This window comes from Ruegeria sp. BF12, from assembly GCF_056538705.1.
This window is the reverse complement of the sequence record NZ_JBQFTP010000003.1, coordinates 283,234-304,671: the sequence shown is the minus strand read 5'-3', so window position 1 is coordinate 304,671 and position 21,438 is coordinate 283,234. Positions and strand designations below refer to the sequence as shown.

General features: G+C 58.2%; 23 protein-coding genes. 10 read left to right on the top strand and 13 right to left on the bottom strand.

All coding sequences use genetic code 11. The features are described from left to right. Window positions 1-96: 96 nt before the first annotated feature. Window positions 97-837, bottom strand: a complete 741-nt coding sequence (locus ACR0J0_RS07135; protein ID WP_480662454.1) for a YebC/PmpR family DNA-binding transcriptional regulator — start codon at window positions 835-837, stop codon at window positions 97-99. A 110-nt stretch (window positions 838-947) separates the two neighbouring features. On the opposite strand from ACR0J0_RS07135, the gene ACR0J0_RS07130 reads away from it, so the two are divergent. The 4 genes from ACR0J0_RS07130 to ACR0J0_RS07115 all read left to right on the top strand — a co-directional run bounded on the left by ACR0J0_RS07130 (window position 948) and on the right by ACR0J0_RS07115 (window position 6,075). Then, the gene (locus ACR0J0_RS07130; RefSeq protein ID WP_480662452.1) at window positions 948-2,720 is read left to right on the top strand and encodes an SLC13 family permease; all 1,773 of its coding nucleotides are present in this window, start codon (window positions 948-950) and stop codon (window positions 2,718-2,720) included. Window positions 2,721-2,737: 17 nt separating this feature from the next. Then, entirely contained in the window at window positions 2,738-3,472 is a 735-nt protein-coding gene (locus ACR0J0_RS07125) for a glutamine amidotransferase (protein WP_480662450.1), read from the top strand. 72 nt (window positions 3,473-3,544) lie between these two features. Continuing rightward, complete coding sequence (locus ACR0J0_RS07120) at window positions 3,545-4,402, top strand: bile acid:sodium symporter family protein (protein ID WP_480662448.1); 858 nt, start codon at window positions 3,545-3,547, stop codon at window positions 4,400-4,402. 11 nt (window positions 4,403-4,413) lie between these two features. Further along, complete coding sequence (locus ACR0J0_RS07115) at window positions 4,414-6,075, top strand: FAD-binding dehydrogenase (RefSeq protein ID WP_480662446.1); 1,662 nt, start codon at window positions 4,414-4,416, stop codon at window positions 6,073-6,075. 17 nt (window positions 6,076-6,092) lie between these two features. On the opposite strand, the gene ACR0J0_RS07110 is transcribed toward ACR0J0_RS07115, so the two are convergent. The 3 genes from ACR0J0_RS07110 to ACR0J0_RS07100 all read right to left on the bottom strand — a co-directional run bounded on the left by ACR0J0_RS07110 (window position 6,093) and on the right by ACR0J0_RS07100 (window position 9,613). Then, complete coding sequence (locus ACR0J0_RS07110; protein WP_480662444.1) at window positions 6,093-6,830, bottom strand: YbaY family lipoprotein; 738 nt, start codon at window positions 6,828-6,830, stop codon at window positions 6,093-6,095. Window positions 6,831-6,928: 98 nt separating this feature from the next. Next, window positions 6,929-8,707, bottom strand: a complete 1,779-nt coding sequence (locus ACR0J0_RS07105; protein WP_480662442.1) for an SLC13 family permease — start codon at window positions 8,705-8,707, stop codon at window positions 6,929-6,931. Between the two features lie 90 nt (window positions 8,708-8,797). Further along, window positions 8,798-9,613 carry a TIGR00282 family metallophosphoesterase gene (locus ACR0J0_RS07100; RefSeq protein WP_480662440.1) on the bottom strand — a complete coding sequence of 272 codons (816 nt, stop codon included), beginning with the start codon at window positions 9,611-9,613 and terminating at the stop codon, window positions 8,798-8,800. Window positions 9,614-9,701: 88 nt separating this feature from the next. On the opposite strand from ACR0J0_RS07100, the gene ACR0J0_RS07095 reads away from it, so the two are divergent. Beyond that, window positions 9,702-9,938 (top strand): putative hemolysin, encoded by a 237-nt coding sequence (locus ACR0J0_RS07095; RefSeq protein WP_480662438.1) that lies wholly within the window; start codon window positions 9,702-9,704, stop codon window positions 9,936-9,938. On the opposite strand, the gene ACR0J0_RS07090 is transcribed toward ACR0J0_RS07095, so the two are convergent. Both ACR0J0_RS07090 and mgtE read right to left on the bottom strand, forming a co-directional pair. Beyond that, on the bottom strand, window positions 9,935-10,498 hold the full coding sequence (locus ACR0J0_RS07090; protein WP_480662436.1) for a 5-formyltetrahydrofolate cyclo-ligase: 564 nt from the start codon (window positions 10,496-10,498) through the stop codon (window positions 9,935-9,937). The two genes, ACR0J0_RS07095 and ACR0J0_RS07090, sit on opposite strands and share 4 nt — an antisense overlap. Beyond that, a complete protein-coding gene (mgtE, locus tag ACR0J0_RS07085) occupies window positions 10,495-11,889 on the bottom strand; it encodes a magnesium transporter (RefSeq protein ID WP_480662434.1) in 1,395 nt (464 codons plus the stop codon). Before mgtE ends, ACR0J0_RS07090 begins: the two co-directional genes overlap by 4 nt. A gap of 138 nt (window positions 11,890-12,027) precedes the next feature. Here mgtE and guaD point away from each other — a divergent pair, with 138 nt between their 5' ends. Next, a complete protein-coding gene (guaD, locus tag ACR0J0_RS07080) occupies window positions 12,028-13,317 on the top strand; it encodes a guanine deaminase (RefSeq protein ID WP_480662878.1) in 1,290 nt (429 codons plus the stop codon). Here the strand turns inward: guaD and ACR0J0_RS07075 are convergent. The 3 genes from ACR0J0_RS07075 to ACR0J0_RS07065 form a co-directional block, all read right to left on the bottom strand. Next, window positions 13,314-14,648, bottom strand: coding sequence for an 8-oxoguanine deaminase (locus ACR0J0_RS07075; RefSeq protein ID WP_480662432.1), 1,335 nt, complete (start codon window positions 14,646-14,648; stop codon window positions 13,314-13,316). The two genes, guaD and ACR0J0_RS07075, sit on opposite strands and share 4 nt — an antisense overlap. A 114-nt stretch (window positions 14,649-14,762) precedes the next feature. Beyond that, window positions 14,763-15,554 carry a histidinol-phosphatase gene (gene hisN, locus ACR0J0_RS07070; protein ID WP_480662430.1) on the bottom strand — a complete coding sequence of 264 codons (792 nt, stop codon included), beginning with the start codon at window positions 15,552-15,554 and terminating at the stop codon, window positions 14,763-14,765. 44 nt (window positions 15,555-15,598) lie between these two features. Further along, window positions 15,599-15,970 (bottom strand): helix-turn-helix domain-containing protein, encoded by a 372-nt coding sequence (locus ACR0J0_RS07065; RefSeq protein WP_239337245.1) that lies wholly within the window; start codon window positions 15,968-15,970, stop codon window positions 15,599-15,601. A 323-nt stretch (window positions 15,971-16,293) separates the two neighbouring features. Between ACR0J0_RS07065 and ACR0J0_RS07060 the strand changes: the two genes are divergently transcribed. Beyond that, on the top strand, window positions 16,294-17,250 hold the full coding sequence (locus ACR0J0_RS07060; protein WP_480662428.1) for an NADPH:quinone oxidoreductase family protein: 957 nt from the start codon (window positions 16,294-16,296) through the stop codon (window positions 17,248-17,250). 7 nt (window positions 17,251-17,257) lie between these two features. On the opposite strand, the gene ACR0J0_RS07055 is transcribed toward ACR0J0_RS07060, so the two are convergent. Beyond that, a complete protein-coding gene (locus tag ACR0J0_RS07055) occupies window positions 17,258-18,139 on the bottom strand; it encodes a LysR family transcriptional regulator (RefSeq protein ID WP_480662426.1) in 882 nt (293 codons plus the stop codon). A gap of 127 nt (window positions 18,140-18,266) precedes the next feature. Between ACR0J0_RS07055 and ACR0J0_RS07050 the strand changes: the two genes are divergently transcribed. After that, a complete protein-coding gene (locus ACR0J0_RS07050; RefSeq protein WP_480662424.1) occupies window positions 18,267-18,476 on the top strand; it encodes a DUF1127 domain-containing protein in 210 nt (69 codons plus the stop codon). A 181-nt stretch (window positions 18,477-18,657) separates the two neighbouring features. Continuing rightward, window positions 18,658-19,434, top strand: coding sequence for a Bax inhibitor-1/YccA family protein (locus ACR0J0_RS07045; protein ID WP_170422898.1), 777 nt, complete (start codon window positions 18,658-18,660; stop codon window positions 19,432-19,434). A gap of 130 nt (window positions 19,435-19,564) precedes the next feature. Here the strand turns inward: ACR0J0_RS07045 and ACR0J0_RS07040 are convergent, their stop codons facing one another. Further along, window positions 19,565-20,071 carry a hypothetical protein gene (locus tag ACR0J0_RS07040; protein ID WP_480662422.1) on the bottom strand — a complete coding sequence of 169 codons (507 nt, stop codon included), beginning with the start codon at window positions 20,069-20,071 and terminating at the stop codon, window positions 19,565-19,567. On the opposite strand from ACR0J0_RS07040, the gene ACR0J0_RS07035 reads away from it, so the two are divergent. Then, complete coding sequence (locus tag ACR0J0_RS07035; protein ID WP_480662420.1) at window positions 20,070-20,267, top strand: hypothetical protein; 198 nt, start codon at window positions 20,070-20,072, stop codon at window positions 20,265-20,267. The two genes, ACR0J0_RS07040 and ACR0J0_RS07035, sit on opposite strands and share 2 nt — an antisense overlap. Before the next feature lie 23 nt (window positions 20,268-20,290). Here ACR0J0_RS07035 and rpmG read toward each other — a convergent pair whose 3' ends face one another. Both rpmG and ACR0J0_RS07025 read right to left on the bottom strand, forming a co-directional pair. Then, on the bottom strand, window positions 20,291-20,458 hold the full coding sequence (gene rpmG, locus ACR0J0_RS07030) for a 50S ribosomal protein L33 (RefSeq protein WP_007799108.1): 168 nt from the start codon (window positions 20,456-20,458) through the stop codon (window positions 20,291-20,293). A gap of 132 nt (window positions 20,459-20,590) precedes the next feature. Next, the gene (locus tag ACR0J0_RS07025) at window positions 20,591-21,289 is read right to left on the bottom strand and encodes a DUF533 domain-containing protein (protein WP_480662419.1); all 699 of its coding nucleotides are present in this window, start codon (window positions 21,287-21,289) and stop codon (window positions 20,591-20,593) included. Window positions 21,290-21,438 lie beyond the last annotated feature (149 nt).

Genomic DNA, 21,438 nt, shown 5'->3' with positions numbered 1-21,438 from the left:
TTACTCAGTTCGGCACGACCGGCCAAGAACCCTTTGTGCGCAATGCAAAAAACCCGGCCAGAGGCCGGGCTTTGTTAGCTTTTACTACGATAAGGGTCAGAGCTGCGCCATCACCTCGTCTGACGCTTCGAAATTCGTCGTTACGCGCTGGACGTCATCGTCGTCTTCCAGCGCATCGACCAGCTTCATCAGCTTTTGCATGTCTTCCAGACCCAACTCGGTCGTGGTGGTGGGCTTCCAGACCAGCTTGGTGGATTCCGATTCCCCCAATGCGGTCTCAAGCGCATTCGACACTTCGTTCAGATCCGTATCGGCACACCAGATGATGTGACCTTCGTCCGCGCTTTCGACATCTTCGGCACCAGCTTCGATAGCCGCTTCAAACACCGTGTCTGCATCGCCTACGGTCGCCGGATAGACCACTTCGCCCTTGCGCTCGAACATGAAGCCGACCGAGCCGGTTTCACCCAGGTTGCCACCGTTCTTGGAAAAGGTCGAACGCACGGTCGAGGCGGTCCGGTTGCGGTTGTCTGTCATCGTCTCGACGATCACCGCCACACCGTTCGGGCCATAGCCCTCATACCGGATTTCTTCGTATTCGTCGCCTTCGCCTGCAACCGATTTCTTGATCGCGCGGTCGATCACATCTTTGGGGACGGAATTCGACTTGGCCTCTTTCACAGCCAAACGCAGACGCGGATTTTTGTCAGGATCAGGGTCGCCCATCTTGGCGGCAACGGTGATCTCTTTCGACAGTTTGGAAAACAGCTTGGACCGCGCGGCGTCCTGACGCCCCTTGCGGTGCTGGATGTTGGCCCATTTGGAATGGCCTGCCATATTGCGTCCTCGTGATAGTGATTGCGTATTCGGCGCTCATATAGACGTTTGCAGGGCTAAGGATCAAGAGAGCGGCTTGCGACAGTCGTCGCGACGGTTATGGTGGCCGCATGACAACAGACCAGATTATTCTATTTTCCCTTTTCGCCACTGTATTTGGAATGCTGCTGTGGGGGAAGTTTCGATATGACCTTGTAGCCTTTACCGCCCTTTTGATCGGCGTTGTGTTGGGTGTTGTACCGGTTGATAACGCTTTTGCCGGGTTCGGACACCCCGCCACCATCATCGTTGCTTTGGTTCTGGTCGTCTCGGCGGGGCTTGTCCGATCGGGGGCCGTCTTTCTGATCACCCGCACGTTGGTTGATGCTTCACGCGGGCTTGGGGCGCATATTGCGCTGATGGGTGGGATTGGCGCGGTTCTGTCGGCCTTTATGAATAACGTGGCCGCGCTGGCGCTGCTGATGCCGGTCGATATCCAAACCGCGCGCAAGGCGGGGCGATCGGTCGGCCTGACCCTGATGCCGCTGAGCTTTGCCACCATTCTGGGTGGTATGGCCACTCTGATCGGAACGCCGCCCAATATCATCATCGCCTCGATCCGGGCAGAGACGTTGGGCGAACCGTTTCGCATGTTCGACTTTGCCCCCGTTGGCGGTCTGGCCGCAATCGCTGGCCTAGCCTTTGTCGCTCTTGTCGGCTGGCGGTTGATCCCTAATCGCGGAACACAAGAGGAGGCCTCAGAAACCCTGGCCGAATACATTGCGGAATTGACCGTCCCGGAGGAATCCCAACAAGTTGGTAAACGTGTCAGCGAGCTTTATGAGGCTGCCGAGAAGTCCGACGTGGCGATCATCGGCCTTATCCGGGATGGCAAACGGCGCTATGGCCGCTCGGCCCATGCGACAATTAAACCGGGTGATGCATTGGTGCTGGAGGCCCGACCTGAGGCGCTGGACGAATTCCGCACGGCGCTGAACCTCGATTTCTCAGATACCCGCCGTCAGGAATTGCTGACCGCCGAGGGGGACGGTCTGGAAGTGGTTGAGGTTGTTGTGCCTTTGAACGCACGTGTCACCGGCCGTACCGCGCAAGGGTTGGGTCTTGCTTGGCGTCAAAGCACTGTTCTGATGGGAATTTCACGTCAAGGTCGACAGATAACCGAACAGGTGCGCAAAACCCAGATTGAGGCGGGCGACATTCTTTTGCTCCTCTGCCCCCGCGATCGCAGCGCCGATGTGACCGAATGGCTGGGGTGTTTGCCACTTGCGGAACGCGGACTGAACGTCACCGCCAATGAAAAGGCCTGGCTGGCCATTGGTCTGTTTGGCGCTGCTGTGCTAGCGGCCAGTGTCGGGCTGATCTACCTGCCCATTGCATTAGGTCTGGTCGTCGTCGCATATGTGCTGACCAAGATCATGCCTATTGCCGATATCTACAACCATATCGAGTGGCCCGTTGTCGTGCTGCTGGGCTCGATGATCCCGCTTGGCAGCGCGTTGGAGACGTCCGGTGGCACGGAACTTATTGCGAATGCGTTGATTCAACTGACCGATGGCCTCCCCGCATGGGCCATTCTGACTGTTCTGATGGTGGTCACCATGACCCTATCGGACGTGTTGAACAATACGGCCACGGCCATCGTCGCAGCGCCAGTCGGTATCCAGATGGCCCGCACGCTCGAGGTGTCGCCCGATCCGTTCCTGATGACGGTCGCCGTGGCTGCCTCGGCCGCGTTCCTGACGCCGATCGGGCACAAGAACAATACGCTGGTCCTGGGGCCCGGAGGGTATCAGTTTGGCGACTATTGGCGCATGGGACTGCCGCTGGAAATCCTGATCATCGCCGTTTCCATTCCGGCCATCCTTGTGTTCTGGCCACTGTGACGGTTAAGAGCCTTATCATGAAACGATTTCTGATCCTGCAATTGCGCCCGGAAACCGATGCTTCGGATGCGGAGTACGCGTCGATTCTGGACAAGACCGGACTGTCACCGGACCAGGCCCATCGGATCCGATTGGACTGTGAGGCTTTGCCCGACGATCTGGATGTCACAGATTACGCCGGGGTGATTGTCGGTGGCGGTCCGGGATGCGTCAGTGACGATCCGGAAACCAAATCAGAAACCGACGCGCGCATTGAAGGGACCATCATGGGGCTGATGCCGCAAATCATCGCGCGGGATCATCCGTTTATGGGCTGCTGCTATGGGTTGGGCATTTTGGCTGCCCATCTTGGCGGTGATGTCAGCAAAGACAGGTACAGTGAACCTGTCGGACCTTCGACCTGCCACTTGACCGAAGACGGGGCGCAAGACCCGCTGACGGCAGGACTGAGCGGAACATTCGACGCCTTCGTCGGTCACAAAGAGGCGGTACAAGCGCTGCCCGACGGGTGCGTTCACCTGCTGGCCTCGGACACCTGCCCGTTTCAGATGATCCGATGGGGGCAGAATGTCTACGCAACGCAGTTCCACCCCGAAGCCGATGCGCGTGATTTTGAGCAACGCATCAACATCTACAAGAACCACGGCTATTTCCCGCCCGAGGATGCCCAGCGTCTGATCGATATCTGCCATGCCGCGGACGTCACGCAACCGGCCGAAATCCTCCGCAGGTTCGCTGAACGCTACAGATGACCTAACGGCGTTATTGCCTGATCCACGACCGCTCGCTTAGGGTGGCCCGAACGGCTTTGGGAGGAGTTGTTCTTGGATTTTCTAATAAATGTCGGCCTGCCGCTGTCGCTGGCCATTATCATGCTGTCCCTTGGCGTCGGGCTCGAAGTCGCTGATTTCCGCCGCGTCCTTAATCGGCGCTACCCATTCGCCATCGGCGCGCTGAGTCAGGTTGTGCTGCTGCCGGTCGCAGCCTTCATCACGGTCAAACTGTTTGCCCTGCCGCCCGAGATCGCGGTCGGCTTCATGATCCTCAGCTTTTGCCCGGGTGGTGTGACCAGCAACATCCTGTCAAAGCTGGCCAAGGGCGACGTCGCCCTTTCAGTCAGTCTGACCGCCGTCATCAGCTTGCTTTCGATGGTGACGGTCCCATTCCTGGCCGCCTGGTCAGTGAGCTACTTTTTGGGCGATGCCGCGCCAGAGGTTTCGATCACGGGGCTGGCAATCGCCATGTTTCTTATTACCACGCTGCCCGTTGCCATCGGAGTAGCACTTCGCAGCTTTGCAACAGGATTTGCAAACAAGATCGAAGCGCCGCTTTCAAAGCTCGCGACCGTCCTTTTCGTGCTTATTGTTCTGGCGGCCCTGGCCGGAAACTGGCAGCTATTCGTCGACAACCTCGGCATCATGGGCGCCGGGTTGATCTCGCTGAACATCGCGTTGTTGCTGATCGGGCTGGGGCTAGCGCGTGCTGCAAATCTATCGTGGAATGAAAGTAAAACGGTCTCAATTGAGACCGGCATACAAAACTCGACGCTTGGGATTACACTGGCCGCGCTGATCACCGGAACGGAAAGCGGGTTCAGCCCGCTGGCCCTGCCCTCGGCCGTGTACGGCATCACGATGTACGCGGTTGCCCTGCCATTTATCCTGTGGTTCCGCCGCCGTTGAAAGGACATGACATGACCAACAATACTGCAGATGCCATCGTTGTGGGGGCCGGTTTGGCCGGGCTGGCAGCCGCCGCCGAGTTGGGAGATCGCGGCAAGAAGGTGATCGTGGTCGATCAGGAGCCTGAACATTTCCTTGGTGGTCAGGCATTCTGGAGCCTCGGTGGGCTGTTCATGGTCGACACGCCCGAGCAGAGGCGGATGGGCATCAAGGACAGTTATGATCTGGCTCTGCGCGACTGGATGGGAAGCGCGCAGTTCGACCGCGACGAAGATGCCTGGCCCCGCAAATGGGCCGAGGCTTACGTAGAATTCGCGGCTGGCGAAATGCGCCCCTGGCTGCACGACATGGGGCTGCGTTGGTTCCCGATCATCGGTTGGGCTGAACGGGGTGGATCATACGCGGATGGTCATGGAAACTCGGTTCCCCGTTTTCATATAACGTGGGGGACCGGTCCGGGCGTACTTGAGCACTTCATCCGCCGCGTACGCGAACACGTCAAAAGCGGTTTGATCGAGTTGAAATTCCGGCATCAAGTCAGCCACATCATCATGCAGAACGGCGCGGCCAAAGGTGTCTCGGGCGAGGTTCTGGCCGATGACACCGCGGCACATGGTGCCAAAACCAACCGCGATGAGGTCGGAGAGTTCGAGTTTTACGCCCCGGCTGTCATCGTTACATCAGGCGGTATTGGCGGAAACTTTGAGATGGTGCGCAAGAACTGGCCGCGTGACCGTCTGGGCCAGCCGCCAAAAGACATGGTCGCTGGCGTGCCGTTCCATGTCGATGGGCGCATGATCGGGATCAGCGAAAAGGCTGGTGGTCACGTCATCAACGGTGATCGGATGTGGCATTACACCGAGGGCGTGCGCAACTGGAACCCGATCTGGCCATCGCACGGCATCCGCATCCTGCCCGGACCAAGTTCCATGTGGTTCGATGCTGAAGGAAACCGGTTGAAGCCGCCGTGCCTGCCTGGCTTTGATACTTTGGGTACGCTGAAGGAAATCCTGAAAACCGGCCATGAATACAGCTGGTTCGTTCTGACCCAGAAGGTGATCAAGAAGGAATTCGCGCTGTCCGGTTCCGAACAGAATCCTGATATGACTGAGGGTGGTTGGAAAGAAGTTCTGTTCCAACGCATTCTGACCGGGTCTAAGGCCACCGCCCCGGTTGAGGCGTTCAAGGAACACGGAGAGGATTTCATCGTCGCGAATACCCTGACCGAACTTGTGAACGGCATGAACCATCTGGGCGAAGGCCTGATCGACGAAGCCCACCTACGCGCTCAGATTGAGGCGCGAGACTCTCAGATCGACAATCCCTTTACCAAGGACGCGCAGATGGCGGCCATTCTGGCGGCGCGCAACTATCGAGGGGACAAGCTGATCCGGACCGCCAAACCCCATAAGTTCCTTGATCCCGCAAACGGTCCGCTGATTGCGGTCAAGCTGCACGTACTGACGCGCAAAACGCTGGGTGGATTGCAGACCAATCTGGACAGTCAGATGGTTGGTGCAGACGGTCAGGTTGTCCCCGGATTATTTGCCGCCGGAGAGGTCGCCGGCTTTGGCGGTGGCGGCTACCACGGCTACAACGCCTTGGAGGGCTCGTTTTTAGGGGGATGCATCTTCTCAGGACGAAATGCAGGGCGGTCGAGGGCCGTCGCATGACGGCCCTCTACGCCCGATTATTGCCGGGCGAGTTGCACGACGGGTTGCCCGGCGCTGTCCAATAACACCAGCGTATCACCTTTGAATGCATATGCGGTCACTCCTTGCAGAGCTTTGAAAAACTGCCGTTCCACCTCATCCAAAGGCGGCGGGCAGGCCATCAGCGTTGCCGCCATATTGTCCGGGAAATCGATCTTGTTGCCAGAGATTTCGGCCTGACCGGAAAAGCGATTGCATCCACCACTGCCCGAAAACGCACCGTCTTGGGCGAAAGAAAGCGACGGGCGCTTTTCAGTCTCAAGCGAGGCCCCATTCAGCCCGGTGGCCATCCAGTTGGTGTCTTCCAGAGTGGCAGAGCCCGCAGGTTGTGCCTTCACCAGAACCAGATCCGTCGTGTTACCGGAACCATTCGTCAGAACCGGATAGGCGGTGTCAGTTGTGAACAACAGCTTGTCGCCCTGAAAAATCGATCCGCGCACCACATAGCGCATCCCCTCCTGAATCAACGCGTCGTCATAACTCAGCTCGAACTGGGCGGGCACACCGGTCAGCGCATAGCGCTTGGCCGACAGGGTCACCGACGGCGCATCCGCGCGCGAGACATCCTGCAATTGCACATAAAGCGTCGCGTCAGGCGGTACCGCGATGCGTTCGCGATACGTAGCTGTGCCTTCGATCGTTCCACCTGCGGCCGCGCCGGTCAATACGACAGCCATGGCTGCAGCCGTCAGCGCAGTGTATCCGGTCTTGAGCATTGGTGTGCTCCTTCTTGTAAATTCACTTATTCAAAACATTGTGTGAGAATCAGAGTTTACAAGGACTTCGCTGGAAAATCAGCGGTTCTGCGCCGACTTCAAAGGGGCCAGATCAAGGGGATCAGCAATGACGCCAACAAACCGACGGTCAGGTTCAGTGGGACACCAACTTTCAGAAAATCCGTGAACCTGTATCCACCGGGACCGTAGACCATCATGTTGGTCTGATACCCGATCGGCGTCGCAAACGACGCCGAGGCCGCGACCATGACCGCCACGACAAGCGGGCGCGGATCAATCCCGACCGCCTGTGCCAACCCGATGGCAATCGGCGTCACCACGACCGCCACCGCGTTGTTCGACACCAGTTCGGTCAAAACAGAGGTCAGCAGGTAGACGGCCCAGATGATCAGGAATGGCGGTAAGGCACTGAGGCCGGGTGCCACAGCTTCGACGATCAGCGAGACAGCTCCGGATTTGTCGAGCGCAGCGCCAATCGCCAGCATCGAAAAGATGAGGGCCAGCAACCGGCCTTCGACAAAGGAAAACGCTTCGTCGGCGTCGATGCAGCGGGTCATTAAAACAACCGCAACTGCCAGAATCGACAGCAGCAGGATTGGTGCTACGCCCAGCGCAGCCAACACGACGATTCCGGCCAGGGATCCGATAGCGATCGGCGCATGGCTGCGGCGGAATGCGCGGGCCGAAGGCTGGGTAACGTCAACCATGTCCATATCGGCTGCAAGCTTTTTGATATCGGCGGGTGAGCCCTCCAAAAGCAGAGTGTCACCGACCCGAACAACCAGATCATCCAGCTGGCGCCCGATGTTCTGGTTCCGCCGATGCACAGCCAGCACATAAACACCATAGCGGCGACGCAACCGCATCGTGCCAAGTGTCCGTCCGACCATACGGCAGCCGGGGGTGATCAGAACCTCGACCGTTTTGGTCTCAACCGCCGAAACCTGATCGACGCGCTTGAGCTCTTTATTTGTCTGCAAGCTCAGCAATTCCGTCATCTCGGTTCGCAGGACCACACGGTCGCCGACCTTCAGGGTAACGCCCTTGAGGTTACGACGCAGCGACTCGTCGCCCCGAACCACGTCGATCAAGCGCACGCCCGGACGTTTGAACAGCTGGACCCCGGTCACTTCGCGCCCGATCAGGTTGCTGTCGGGTGGAATCACGGCCTCGGTAAAGAACTTCATCTTTGACCGGTCGCTGAGCATGGATGCCATGCTGTCCCGATCTGGCAGCAAACGCGGCGCGATGAAACGCAGGTAGAACATCCCGTAGACCACCACGGCAATGCCCAACGGAGTAACTTCGAAAATCGAAAACGCGGTCATCCCCTGAGCACGGGCGACACCATCGACCAGCAGGTTCGTCGATGTGCCGATCAAGGTCAGCGTTCCGCCCATTATGGCCGCATAGCTGAGCGGGATCAGCAGCTTTGAAGCGGGTACATTCAGGGTTCGGGCAATCTGAACAAAAACCGGGATCATAACGACGACGACAGGCGTGTTCGATACAACTGCCGAGGCCAGGACAACAAATGCCATAAGAGTCGCAATTGCGAGCTTTGGGTTCACCTGCGCCTGTTTCTGAGCCGTCGAGGTAAACGCGTCCAACGCGCCCGTCCGCACCAGGGCTCCCATGATGATAAACATCGCGGCAATGGTCCACGGGGCGGGGTTGGACAGGACAGCCAGCGCGCTTTGGTAGGGCAGAATGCCCGTCACCAGCATCACCGCGACACCGCCGATGGCGACGACTTCGGTCGGATAAACTTCGCGCAGGAACATGATGAACATGCCTGCGACGACCAACAGCGCAAGTATTGCGCTTCCCGTTTCTGTCAGTTGAAGGAATTGCATTCTTGGTATTCAGTCCGAACCCTGGCCTGGCTTACGCGCCCGTCGGGCAGTTTCACGCATTGCGCGCGACAGAGCAAGCCTGACGTGTCCTTATTGCGGACCAGCCGGCTGTAACCGCCCGCCAACGCGCACCATTTGAACAGATTTGGCCTGCCCATCGCGATCATCTGTTTCAACGAAAACGCCGCTCAGCGTCGCCTCGCCGTTGGCCGGGGTGAACCTTGCCTTCGGCATGCCGGTAATAAACCGGCGCATCGGTTCCAGCTTGTCCATACCAATGACCGAGTCGTAGTCACCGCACATTCCCGCATCCGACAGGTAGGCTGTGCCACCCGGCAGAATCTGCGCGTCCGCAGTCGGAACGTGCGTATGCGTGCCTACCACAAGGCTGGCGCGCTTGTCGCAATAGTGGCCCATAGCCATCTTCTCGGATGTCGCTTCGCAGTGCATATCTACGATGATCGCCTGCGCCTGGCCGCCGCGCGGATGCGATTTCAGAATTGGTTCGATGGCTGAGAACGGGTCGTCGAAGGGACGCTTCATAAAGACCTGCCCCAACACCTGAACCACCAGGACCTTGCGCCCGCCCGGCGCGGTGTACAAACGATGCCCCCTACCCGGCGCTCCTTTGGCGAAATTCACCGGACGCACGATGCGGGGTTCGTTCTCGATGAACTGCAGCATGTCCTTCTGGTCGAACGCATGATCGCCCAACGTCAGGCAATCCGCGCCCGCGTCCAGCAACAGCTTGGCGTGATCCCCGGTCAGACCCATCCCGTTCGAGGCGTTTTCGCCATTGACCACAACAAAATCCAGCCGCCATTCATCGCGCAGACGCGGCAAATGTTGCTGAATGGCCGCGCGTCCGGCGCGGCCCATGACGTCACCCAGAAATAGTATTCTCATGCCTAACCTCCTAAGTGTGGCATCCGGCAAGCACAAGTGCTTAAGGTGGCGCCATGCTTTGTGAAAACGCATTGGACTGGAGACTTTAATGACGCGTTACTACACTCTTTTGGCCGCTATGGCCTTCCTCGCGGCCTGCGATCAGACTGATCAGACTGCGGATCAGCCCGTCGGTCTGGCCAATCCGGCCGCGACCTTCTGCGTAGAGCAAGGCGGGCAGTATGAGATTCAGGATGGTGAGAACGGCCAAACCGGAATCTGCACCTTGCCTGACGGATCCAAGCAAGATGCATGGGAGTATTTCCGCGCCGAAAACATGGGTTAGGCTTTGAAGGTCAGTATCCGGCTTTCCGTAATGACCATGTCCAGCGGCTGATCTGTGTGCTCCAGAGGCAGTCCCACTGCCTCTTGCGCATCAAAAGCAAATCCGATGGCCAGCGTCGGGTGCTTGGCGCGCAACCCTTCCAAGGTGCGATCATAGAAACCGCCCCCATAACCCAGCCTTCCACCATGCGCATCAAAGGCAACCAGCGGCACGATCAAAATCTCAGGATCGAAATAGTCGTCAATCTCGGGAACCATTGCGCCGAACGGGCCATCTTTCAAAACGCCCTCGGGCGTCCAGCGCGAAAACCGCAACGCCTGCCCAGCGGCCTGAATGACCGGCACGCCAACCGGGCCATAGGCTGCGGCTTCGGCCATGGCAGGCAGCGGATCGATTTCGGTTCGGATAGGCATGTAGCCCGACATTGGCACGCCACGATGGCCAGCCAAAACTTCGGACAACCGCCCTGCCGCGCCCGGCAAACGCGCGTCGAACGCCACCTTGCGGCGTGCAAAAGCTGCCTTGCGCGCAGCGGCTTTGATTTCAGTCAGATCGGTCACAGTAGCACCACGCTGGCAAGCCCAAGAAAGATGAAGAACCCCATGACATCCGTTGTGGTGGTCACGAAAGTCCCCGACGCCAGCGCCGGGTCAACGCCCAAACGGTCCAGCAAGACCGGTACTACCGTACCTGCAAAGCCTGCGATGATCATATTCACGACCAAGGCAGACCCGATCACGACACCCAGCATGGGAGAATCGAACCACATCATACCGACCGTCCCCAGAACGATGGCAAAACACAGCCCGTTCAGCATGCCGACCAACAATTCACGCCGGATCACACGCATGACGTTCGCATTGGTCAGGTCGCGAGTCGCCAGCGCGCGCACCGCAACCGTCAGCGACTGCGTTCCCGCGTTGCCACCCATCGACGCGACGATAGGCATCAGGATGGCCAGCGCTACCAGCTGATCAATTGCCGCCTCGAACTGGGAAATCACCAACGAAGCACAGATCGCCGTACACAGGTTCACCGCAAGCCATGGCAGACGGCGCCTACTGGTGGCGGCAACACTGTCGGACAACGAGCTTTCCTCACCCACACCGGCCAGGCGCAGAATGTCTTCTTCGTGTTCTTCATCCAGAACCACCATAGCGTCGTCGATGGTGATGACACCCACAAGCCGCCCGTCCCCATCAACGACCGGAGCGGAAATCAGGTGGTACTGGTTAAAGGCATAGGCAACATCCTCTTCGTCCTGATCGACAGGAATGGTGTGAAATTCCTCTTCGGCGATATCTTGTAGCGGTACGTCCCGCCGGGTGGCCATCAGCTTGCCCAACGTGACCTGCGCCACTGGTTTTAGGCGAGGATCGACCAGAACAACGTGATAGAACTGCTCGGGCAGATCATCATTGGCGCGCATAAAGTCGATGGCCTGTCCTACTGTCCAGTGCTCGGGCGCCAAAACAACTTCGCGCTGCATGAGGCGGCCGGCCGAGTTTTCCGGATAAGACAGCGCCTGTTCCGCCGCAATCCGCTCGGAATCTTCCAGCGCACCAAGAATGGCCTCTTTCTGGGGCTCTTCCAGGTCCTCCAGAAGGTCGACGACGTCGTCGCTTTCCATGTCCCGCACGGCGTCGGCCAGAACGTCGGGGCGCAGGACTCTGATGACCTCTTCCCGGACAGCTTCATCCAGTTCGGACAGGATATCGCCGTCGAATTCCTTGTCGTAAAGACGGATCAAGCGCCCGCGGTCATAGGGATTAATCTGTTCAAGTAGGTCAGCGATATCCGCCGGATGCAGCGGTTCCATCAGTTCGATCAGCTTGTCGCGATCATCCACATCAACCGCATAAAGGATCGCGGCAACGGTTCGGCGATCCAGCGCATAGGCGTCTTCTTCGCTGGCTGTCTCGGTCACGGGTTCATCAAAGCCTGTCGTCATGTTGCCCCCGTCTGTTCGCGCATTGACCCCTAATTAGAAGAAGCAGCTACCGGAAAACAATGACAATGCGCCGATTTACCGACAAGTTTCGTCCCCTTATGCTGTTTCGCAGTCCCATACAGGCGGAGATGAATGGAAATGGCGCAAAAAACGCTACTGAAAGGGCGTGTCCTGAGCTTCAACGGATCACCATTCGAAGGTGAGCCGACCGAGGCGGTAACGATCAGCGAAGCGGTGCTGATTGAAGACGGGCGCATCGCTGCCGTTGCAGATGCAGACAGTCTGGTTGCCGCGAACCCGAACGCCAAAGTTGTCGACCATGGCCAGCATGTGATCATGGCCGGTTTCGTGGACGCGCATGTGCACTATCCCCAGACCGCCATGATTGCCAGCTGGGGCAAGCGCCTGATCGACTGGCTGAATACCTACACGTTCCCCGAGGAAATGAAGTTCGGGAACATCGATTATGCCAGTGAGATCGCCAACCGATATCTCAACCTGACGACGGCGCAAGGCACGACAACGATGAGCAGTTTCTGCACCATCCACCCCGAAAGCGTCGACGCCTTCTTCACCGCTGCCCAAAAACGCGGTCAGCGTGTGGTCGCAGGTAAAACCTGTATGGACCGCAACGCGCCCGAAGGGCTGCAGGATACTGCGCAGACGGCCTATGACCAATCGCAGGCTCTGCTGGAAAAATGGCATGGTGTGGATCGGATTTCCTACGCGATCACTCCGCGGTTTTCACCCACCTCAACGCCCGAGCAACTGGAAGCGATGGGCGCCCTATGGGCCGAATACCCGCACTGCCTGATGCAAACGCACCTCAGCGAGCAGACGGACGAAATCGCCTGGGTCCGCGAGTTATTCCCCGACGCGCGGGACTATCTGGACACCTATGAGAAATTCGGCCTGCTGGGTACAAATGGCTTGTATGGCCATGCCATCCACCTTGAAGCGCGCGAACGCGACCGGTTGCGCGAGGTCGACGCCTCTCTGATCCACTGCCCGACCTCAAACACCTTCATCGGTTCCGGTCTATTCGACATGGCCGGGCTAATGTGCGACGGGCATCGGGTGGGTCTGGCGACGGATACTGGTGGCGGCTCCAACTTCTCGATGCTGCGGACGATGGCGGCGGCTTATGAGATCGGGCAATTGCGCGGAACACCTCTGCACGCGGCTCAACTGCTTTGGCTGGGCACCGTTGGTTCAGCACGTACGTTGCGGATGGACGATAGCATCGGCAACTTGGCACCTGGGATGGAGGCAGATCTGATCGTTCTCGACCTCGCCTCTACCCCAGCCATCGCTCAGCGTGAAGCCTGCGCCGATGACCTGTGGGAGGCAATATTCCCAACCATCATGATGGGCGACGACCGCGCGATTGCCGAAGTGTGGATCGCCGGTCGTCGCGTGACCACCTAGACCTGCAACGCGCGGGCCAGTTGGTTCTGCCGTTCGATCACGCGGGGCATGTCCAGCGTTGAGACATGCCCATCCCGCACGATTTGGCGCCCCTCAACAAAAAGGTGTTTCACCTTCATCGGGCCGGCCAGCAGCAAAGCTGCCGGGTCCCAACTGCCCGCGCTTTCGATGCAGCGTGTGTCCCAAATAGCGATGTCGGCACGCTTTCCCGGCTCTAGCCGACCGCAATCGGGGCGGTTCAAGACATCCGCCCCGCCGCGCGTCGCGATCTCAAGCGCTTCTCGGGAAGACATAGCATCCCCACCATTGGCGACACGCTGAAGCAGCATGGACTGACGCGCTTCAAGGATCAGATTGCCAGAGTCATTGCTGGCCGATCCATCGACACCCAACCCGACTGGAACGCCCTGATCGCGCATGGCTCGAACGGGCGCGATACCTGACCCCAATCGGCAGTTGGAACATGGGCAGTGGGCAACACCTGTGCGGGTTCTGGCAAACAAATCGATCTCGGCCCCGTCCAGCTTGACGCAATGGGCATGCCAGACATCTGATCCGGTCCAACCCAAGTCCTCGGCATATTGACCGGGGCGACACCCGAATTGCGCCTGAGAATAGGCTATGTCTTCATCGTTTTCAGCCAGGTGAGTGTGCAGCATCACACCCTTGTCGCGCGCCAGAATCGCTGTGTCGCGCATCAGATCGCGGCTGACGGAAAACGGGGAACAGGGGGCCAACCCAACCCGGCACATTGATCCCTCGGAGGGATCGTGAAACGTGTCGACCACACGGGTCATGTCGTCAAGGATCGCATCTTCGACCTCGACCAGCGCATCTGGCGGCAAACCTCCATCGCTTTCACCGATGCTCATCGCACCGCGCGTCGGGTGGAACCGCATGCCAATCTCGGCCGCGGCGGCAATCGTGTCATCCAGACGCGCGCCGTTCGGGTACAGGTACAGGTGGTCGGAACTGAGCGTGCAGCCGGAAAGCGCCAGTTCAGCCAGACCGATCTGAGCCGACACGAACATCTCTTCCGGGCCAAAGCGCGACCAGATCGGGTACAACGTCTGCAACCATCCGAACAGCAGCGCATCCTGTCCGCCTGGAACCGCCCGCGTCAGCGACTGGTACAGATGGTGGTGCGTGTTCACCAGCCCCGGCGTCACAACGCAACCCGAGGCGTCGTGGACTTCTCCGGTCGCCTTCAGATTGTGACCTATCCGTTTGATCTGCCCGCCTCGGATCAGAATATCAGCGCCCGACAGCTCCTGCCGCGCGTCATCCATCGTCAGAATGGTATCCGCGTTTTTGATAAGGATTTCGGTCATTTCGCCCTCCTGCATCAGCCCGTTTCATGCATGGAGTGCAACGGCTGGCGGAAAACGGGCACAAGAACCAGCCGGGCAAAACTTACCCGACCGATCTATATGCGGCAACCAATATCAGTAGTTGCGCAGGATTTCCAAAGCGGCTGCGTGCAGGTCCGGGTTTGCGGCGGCCAGAGCACGTCCGCCATTGTGGGCCGGACCGCCCTGCCAGTCTGTCACGACGCCACCTGCCGCCTCGATAACGGCGATTGGGGCTTGGATATCATAGGCGTTCAGGCCGGATTCGATGACCAGGTCAACCTGCCCCGCCGCAACCAGCGCATAGGCATAGCAATCCATTCCATAACGGGTCAGTTTTGCTTGACGGGCCACGGCCTCAAACCCCGAACGTTCTTCGGGTGTACCGACCTCAGGGAAGGTGGTGAAGACGATTGACTGATCCAAAGCAGACGTTGAGCGTGTTTGCAAAGCCGCCTTTCCCGTCGGCCCGGTGACTTGCGCGATATCCGCCGAGCCTACAAACCGCTCGCCGATATAGGGCTGATCGATCACACCCATGATCGGGCCGTCAGAAGTACTAAGGGCAATTAGCACACCCCAGGTGGGTGTTCCGCTGATGAACCCTCGGGTGCCGTCAATGGGATCAAGCACCCAGGTGCGGCCGCTGGTGCCTTTGTCACGGCCGAACTCTTCGCCAAAAATGCCGTCGTTGGGCCGATGGCGCGCCAGAACCTCGCGCATTGCCTTTTCGGCGTCGCGGTCGGCGATGGTGACAGGGTCGAACCCGTCATCCAGTTTATTCGAGGTCTGAAGATTGGTTTGTCGGAAAAACGGAAGAATGGCCACGCGTGCCGCGTCGGCCATTTCTTCGGCTACTTCCAGATCGCTTAACGGTGTCTCTTGCATGCGTTACCCGTGCGGCGCGCGCATTGCAGAGTCAACCCGCGAATTTAAGCTACGTCGCTGAGAACCCGAGCCAGTTCGAACAGGCGGCGGCGCTGGTTTTCGGGAATCGCATAATAGGACCGCACAAGGTCCAGAGCTTCCTTGTCCCCCATCAGATCGGCAGGAACCGATTTTTTGCCAGTGCTTTCTTTTTCGGCCTCTTCCAGACCTTCGAAGAAAAAGCTGACGGGGACGTCCAATGCCTCAGCAATATCCCACAGGCGAGACGCGCTGATCCGGTTGGCACCCGTTTCATACTTTTGAATTTGTTGAAACTTAATACCAACTTGCTGAGCCAACTGTTGCTGGGTCATGCCAATCAGCCAGCGGCGATGTCGGACGCGCTTGCCCACATGGACATCGACGTGATGGGTCATTGGTATTCTCCTCTACTACACACAACTACCAAGGGCGCGTGATCTTTGTCATCGCAACACTAGCGAGTCGCGCTTAACCACTCCCTAATTTGGATCATGCCCCCAAAACAGCACCATAGCGCAATATTGCCTCATTTGGGTATTTTTTCAAGAAGGTTGAATCGGTTTCCGGCGACAAAGATTTATGGTTGTGCGATTTCGACCCAACGTTTTGGTGTGCACCAACAACCTATAGCGCACCATACAACCAACCCCGCCGGGAATTGATTGACAATCCGCAGTTGAAACTAATCTATGCCCCGAAATAAGCACGGAGCGCGATCATGCTGGCATACTCCATTCCAACCGAAGGCGCTGCAGCCCGACTGAGTGAAGTCGCCCTGCCCGAGCCCGGCTCAGGGCAGGTCCGCGTCGCGATCAAGGCGTGCGGACTGAACTTTGCCGACTTGCTGATGCAGAAAGGGACCTATCAAGACACACCGACCGCTCCGTTCACGCTTGGATTGGAAATCGCCGGTGTTGTCGACAAGCTGGGCCCCGGCGTCGCACACCTCAGCCTCGGAGATCGCGTGGCTGTATATTCCGGTCAGGGTGGCCTGGCCGAGTATGGCGTCTTTGATGCGGACCGAGCGATCCCCCTGCCCGATGGGATCGGCTTTGAAGACGCAGCGGCGATCCAGATTGCCTATGGCACCAGTCACATCGCACTGGACCATCGAGCCCGCCTCCAACCGGGCGAAACCCTGTTGGTAACTGGGGCTGCAGGCGGCGTCGGGTTGACAGCTGTCGAGATCGGCAAGCTGATGGGCGCTACCGTGATCGCCCATGCAAGGGGCCAGGACAAACTGGATGTCGCCCGCGCGGCAGGTGCGGATCATTTGATTGACGCGTCCGAAGACTTGCGCGCGCGCGTTAAGGAACTGGGCGGCGCGGATGTCGTCTATGACGCAATCGGCGGGGATGTGTTCAAAGCTGCGTTCCGGGCAACCAACCCGGAAGGGCGGCTGCTGCCAATTGGATTTGCAGGCGGGGACGTTCCGCAAATCCCGGCGAATCATCTGCTGGTGAAAAACCTGACGGTGATTGGGTTCTACATCGGCGGCTACCTGAAGTTTCGGCCCCAGATCGTTCACGACAGTTTTGACACTCTGTTTGGCTGGCTCGCCGAAGGTCGGATCAAGCCGCATATCAGCCATGTGCTTCCATTGGACGAAGTTGAAAAGGGCATGCACCTGCTGCGCGACCGGGTTGCTACTGGCAAAGTCGTGGTGATGCCCTGACAGGCTCTTACCCCACAACAGCCTTCAACGGCGCGCTGCCCAGCATTCGGAAATTCTGACGAACCAAGGCGGCCAGTGCCTCGACAACAGCACCGCGTCCGGCCTCGCCGCCATACAGGTTGATCATGTGCGCTGGCAGATCGGGTAACGCCCCTGCTGCGTCGATCTGTTCAAGATGTGCCGCTTCGGTCCCGTCCAACATGGCGTGAATTGCCAGGTCAGCGCTGACGGTAGCCTCAATGGTGCGGTCGTTCTCCGTTTCGACCGACAGCTCCCACGGGATGCCTGCCGCGTCCAAGGCCGAAATCATCTGAGGCCGAAACACACACCGCCGACCAACAGCCAGAGGGATCGGACGCTTGCGCCACGCCGTCCCACCCGGAGCACCAATCCAGCGCAACGGCAACTCGGCCACGGTTTCAGAACCGTCCCCCGTCGAAGCCTCAGTCGTTAAAATCAGATCGCACTCGCCGCGATTGAACATCTCTTTCAGCTGTAGCGAATAGGACGACACCAATTGCACACGGACCCGCGGGAATTCCGCGTTGAACCGTTGCAGAACCCGGGGAATAGCCGGGTAGACAATGTCATGAGGAACACCCAGAACGACCTCACCTTCGTAAGCCTGGTCCGTGAGCTTGGAAATCACTTCATCATTCAAGGCGATCATGCGCCGGGCGTAGGCCAGCAGTTGTTCACCAGAAGCTGTCAGGGCAATTGTGCGGCCAGTGCGGTCCAACAGCTCCAAACCCAGAAGCTCCTCCAGTCGCTTCAGCTGCATTGAAACGGCGGACTGCGTCAGATGCAGAAACCCAGCGGCCCGCGTCACACCGCCTTGATCCGCAACGGCAACGAATGAACGGAGCGTGGTGATATCCAGATTTCGCATGTTCACAGATCCTTATGTATCACTTCATAAATATTCATTTTCAAAATGTGACATACTGCGCCATATAAATCAAGGAAGTTGATGGAACTAAAGCAAACCATCGAAATTCTATGAAAGGACAATAGATATGACCCAAATTGCACTCAAACAACACTGCAAGCCCCAGCGTCGCTTTTCGTTGTCCTCGCTTTGGGGCGTGCTGGCCCTTCAGCGTCAGCGCCACACGCTTGCAAGGCTGGATGATCGCGCCCTGGAAGACATCGGGATCACCCGTGAACAGGCCGAAGCCGAGGCCGCGCGTTTTGTCTGGGACGCGCCGGAATTCTGGCAAAAGTAACGCCTGCTTGCATCTTTTTACGATGAAAGGCAGTCCGGATCACCGGGCTGCCATTTTTGTTGCGTGTTTTAGCCAGTTTCCGGCGTTAAACCCTTGAAACGCAGCCCGCACTTGCCGATATTTGCGGGGAACGGGGCCTGTATCGGGGCCACGACAAGAACTATGCGAAGGGAGACCCTTAATGGCACAATTTGACACGATCCGGACGGCGACCGGCGCGCGCGCTGCCCAGATTGACGAGGGCCTGCGCGCCCACATGAACAAAGTCTACGGAACGATGTCCGTAGGCATGCTGATCACGTTTGCTGCGGCCTGGGCGATTTCCGGTCTGGCGACCACAACCGATCCGTCGGCGGCAGCCGCGCAAATCAGCGAAAGCAAATATCTGACTTCGTTCGGGTACACCCTGTTTGCTTCGCCCCTGAAGTGGGTGATCATGTTCGCGCCGCTGGCCTTTGTTTTTGGCTTCAGCGCCGGGATTAACCGCCTGTCCGCAGCTGGCGCACAGACTGTGTTCTACCTGTTCGCCGCGGTTATGGGCGTTTCGATCAGCTGGATCTTCCTGGTCTTCACCGGGCAGTCGATCATTCAGGTGTTCCTGATTACAGCAATCGCCTTTGCAGGCTTGTCGCTGTACGGCTACACGACAAAGAAAGACTTGTCCGCAATGGGCACGTTCCTGATCATGGGCGTGATCGGCCTGATCGTAGCCTCGATTGTGAACATCTTTCTGGCTTCTTCGGCTGTCGCCTTTGCCATCTCGGTCATCGGCGTGCTGATCTTTGCTGGTCTGACCGCGTATGACACGCAGAACATCAAAACCACCTACCTGCAAATGGCCCATTCGGGCGATCAGGAATGGCTGGGTAAAGCCGCGATCATGGGCGCACTGAGCCTGTATCTGGACTTCATCAACATGTTCATGTTCCTGCTGCAGCTGTTCGGCAACCGGGAATAACGGCAAATCTTTGTTCGAAACAGAAGGCGGGTCACATCGGCCCGCCTTTTTTGTTGGCTCGCATCACAGGAAATGAAAAAGCCTTCACCAGCGTGGTGAAGGCTTTTGGATACGGTATCCGTTGGCTTGATCAGCTACAGTTCAAAGCCACGGAAAACCCCGAGCTGCGCGACGACGTCCCTTTGCGAAACACTTCACCAGCTGGCAAACACCCGGTGAACTGCTCGGCGTTTTGGCCGAAGGCCGCGCCGATATTGTTGTCCACGCGAGTGCTATTGTTTGCCGTCCGAAGCACGCCGAACAAAGTACCATTCACTTTGACGGTGCTGAGGTACAGGTTTACATCCGAGCCGCTCAGGACGACGGCATTGGTGTCGGTCTGCCCGCCATTGTCGATCGCGACCCGCGCAACTTTCTGCGGCTCGGTTTCTTCTGTGGCCACATTTACAGCGGGCAGAACGGCAAGCTCTGCCGGGATGTTTGTAGTCTGTGGCACAAACGCGACCGCGCCCGGAACGTCCGAGACAGTTCGCGGCTCACCATCAATGCCGGTAAACCCCACACCAGAGCGGTTATAGGGGTCCTCACAGGCCGCAAGGGCGAGCACGGTTATTGTGGATAACAAGATTTTTTTCATGGCGACCAACATTTTGGGACGGTTTGCTGAAGCGTATGGTCAAGGTGCTCTAAAAAGCAACCCGCCGCCCGGACGAATAGCAAAGGCGCTGATGCGCCACTGCAACGGCCAAGTTTTCGGGAACAACCAGGGCGCCACCTGGCAGCGGCCTCAAGTGAAACAAAAAAAGGGTTCCGCTGTTGCGGAACCCTTTTGAACTTGTCCGTGATGGACGGCAGATTACTTAATCTTGCCTTCCTTGTACTCGACATGCTTACGAACGACCGGGTCGTATTTACGAACGGTCATTTTCTCGGTCATTGTGCGAGCGTTCTTTTTGGTCACGTAGAAGTGGCCCGTGCCCGCGGTCGAGTTCAGACGGATCTTGATTGTCGTCGGCTTCGCCATGGTTATCTCCTGCGTCCGGAAAGGCAGGGGCCTTTCGGTTGAATTCCTATGAGCGTGCGCTTTTACGCCTTGCACGCCCCGTGTCAAGGGCTATCGGGCACATGGGTGACTGTTATGGGAACAGACTTGGGCCTACAGGGTTGGCGCGCCCATATACGCGTGTATCTGGTCGCGTTCGGCGTCCGATAGACCCAACGCAGTAGCCAGTTGCCTCAGGTAAGATGCCTCCCGCTGGTTATCCAGACGAATCGCTGCCAATGATGTCGCGTAAACTTGCGTTTTCAGCGGCGCACCGGAATCGGCAGCCAGCCCGATCACATCGATCGGGGCATTCAGTTGGTCCTGAACAAACGCGCGTTCCTCATCGCTGATATCGTCGCCCAACTCGCCGAGAATGGTTTCCTTTTCATGTTCATCCAGCTCTCCGTCCGCCTTGGCCGCCTGGATCATTGCGCGCAGCATCAGCTTGGCCTGCTCCTCCATCACGGCACCACCCGGAGTGCCCTTGAACACTGTTTCCATCATATCCACGGTTTGCTGGCTGCCGGTCTTTGCCGCGCCCTGCATGGCATTCAGCAATCCACCAAGACCAGCGGCTCCGGCCGGGTTCGCCATGCCGAGTTTTCCGATCATTTCCTGCAGTCCTGCTGCGCCGCCTGGCATGCCGAACTGTTCCGCCATCTTGCCAAGCTGATCCATGCCAAAGCCGCCTCCGGCGCCTTCCATCATGTCCTGCAGCCCGGCCATTCCGCCCATTTGTTTGTATTTCTCAATGCCTTTTGCGGCGGCAAATCCAACTGCGACCGAGGCCAATGCTTTCATGAAACTCATAATAATCCTCCCGGTTTTCAAAATGCGTTTCCGCAATTTAACAGATTTCTGTGACGTAATCATTCGCTGCCGCGACGGGCGGCCAATCAGATCACGCGAAAGCCCGCCTCGCGCGCTAATCTAAATTAGGCGATTTTGGCAGGTCGCGG

Coding starts and splice junctions, on each gene's coding strand:
- guaD (WP_480662878.1), top strand. CDS start 12,028: ATGGCGCAAAAAACGCTACTGAAAGGGCGTGTCCTGAGCTTCAACGGA.
- ACR0J0_RS07035 (WP_480662420.1), top strand. CDS start 20,070: ATGGCGACCAACATTTTGGGACGGTTTGCTGAAGCGTATGGTCAAGGT.
- ACR0J0_RS07110 (WP_480662444.1), bottom strand. CDS start 6,830: ATGCTCAAGACCGGATACACTGCGCTGACGGCTGCAGCCATGGCTGTC.
- ACR0J0_RS07115 (WP_480662446.1), top strand. CDS start 4,414: ATGACCAACAATACTGCAGATGCCATCGTTGTGGGGGCCGGTTTGGCC.
- ACR0J0_RS07045 (WP_170422898.1), top strand. CDS start 18,658: ATGGCACAATTTGACACGATCCGGACGGCGACCGGCGCGCGCGCTGCC.
- ACR0J0_RS07130 (WP_480662452.1), top strand. CDS start 948: ATGACAACAGACCAGATTATTCTATTTTCCCTTTTCGCCACTGTATTT.
- ACR0J0_RS07105 (WP_480662442.1), bottom strand. CDS start 8,707: ATGCAATTCCTTCAACTGACAGAAACGGGAAGCGCAATACTTGCGCTG.
- rpmG (WP_007799108.1), bottom strand. CDS start 20,458: ATGGCGAAGCCGACGACAATCAAGATCCGTCTGAACTCGACCGCGGGC.
- ACR0J0_RS07060 (WP_480662428.1), top strand. CDS start 16,294: ATGCTGGCATACTCCATTCCAACCGAAGGCGCTGCAGCCCGACTGAGT.
- hisN (WP_480662430.1), bottom strand. CDS start 15,554: ATGCAAGAGACACCGTTAAGCGATCTGGAAGTAGCCGAAGAAATGGCC.
- mgtE (WP_480662434.1), bottom strand. CDS start 11,889: ATGACGACAGGCTTTGATGAACCCGTGACCGAGACAGCCAGCGAAGAA.
- ACR0J0_RS07025 (WP_480662419.1), bottom strand. CDS start 21,289: ATGAGTTTCATGAAAGCATTGGCCTCGGTCGCAGTTGGATTTGCCGCC.
- ACR0J0_RS07125 (WP_480662450.1), top strand. CDS start 2,738: ATGAAACGATTTCTGATCCTGCAATTGCGCCCGGAAACCGATGCTTCG.
- ACR0J0_RS07100 (WP_480662440.1), bottom strand. CDS start 9,613: ATGAGAATACTATTTCTGGGTGACGTCATGGGCCGCGCCGGACGCGCG.
- ACR0J0_RS07040 (WP_480662422.1), bottom strand. CDS start 20,071: ATGAAAAAAATCTTGTTATCCACAATAACCGTGCTCGCCCTTGCGGCC.
- ACR0J0_RS07095 (WP_480662438.1), top strand. CDS start 9,702: ATGACGCGTTACTACACTCTTTTGGCCGCTATGGCCTTCCTCGCGGCC.
- ACR0J0_RS07075 (WP_480662432.1), bottom strand. CDS start 14,648: ATGACCGAAATCCTTATCAAAAACGCGGATACCATTCTGACGATGGAT.
- ACR0J0_RS07050 (WP_480662424.1), top strand. CDS start 18,267: ATGACCCAAATTGCACTCAAACAACACTGCAAGCCCCAGCGTCGCTTT.
- ACR0J0_RS07065 (WP_239337245.1), bottom strand. CDS start 15,970: ATGACCCATCACGTCGATGTCCATGTGGGCAAGCGCGTCCGACATCGC.
- ACR0J0_RS07055 (WP_480662426.1), bottom strand. CDS start 18,139: ATGCGAAATCTGGATATCACCACGCTCCGTTCATTCGTTGCCGTTGCG.
- ACR0J0_RS07135 (WP_480662454.1), bottom strand. CDS start 837: ATGGCAGGCCATTCCAAATGGGCCAACATCCAGCACCGCAAGGGGCGT.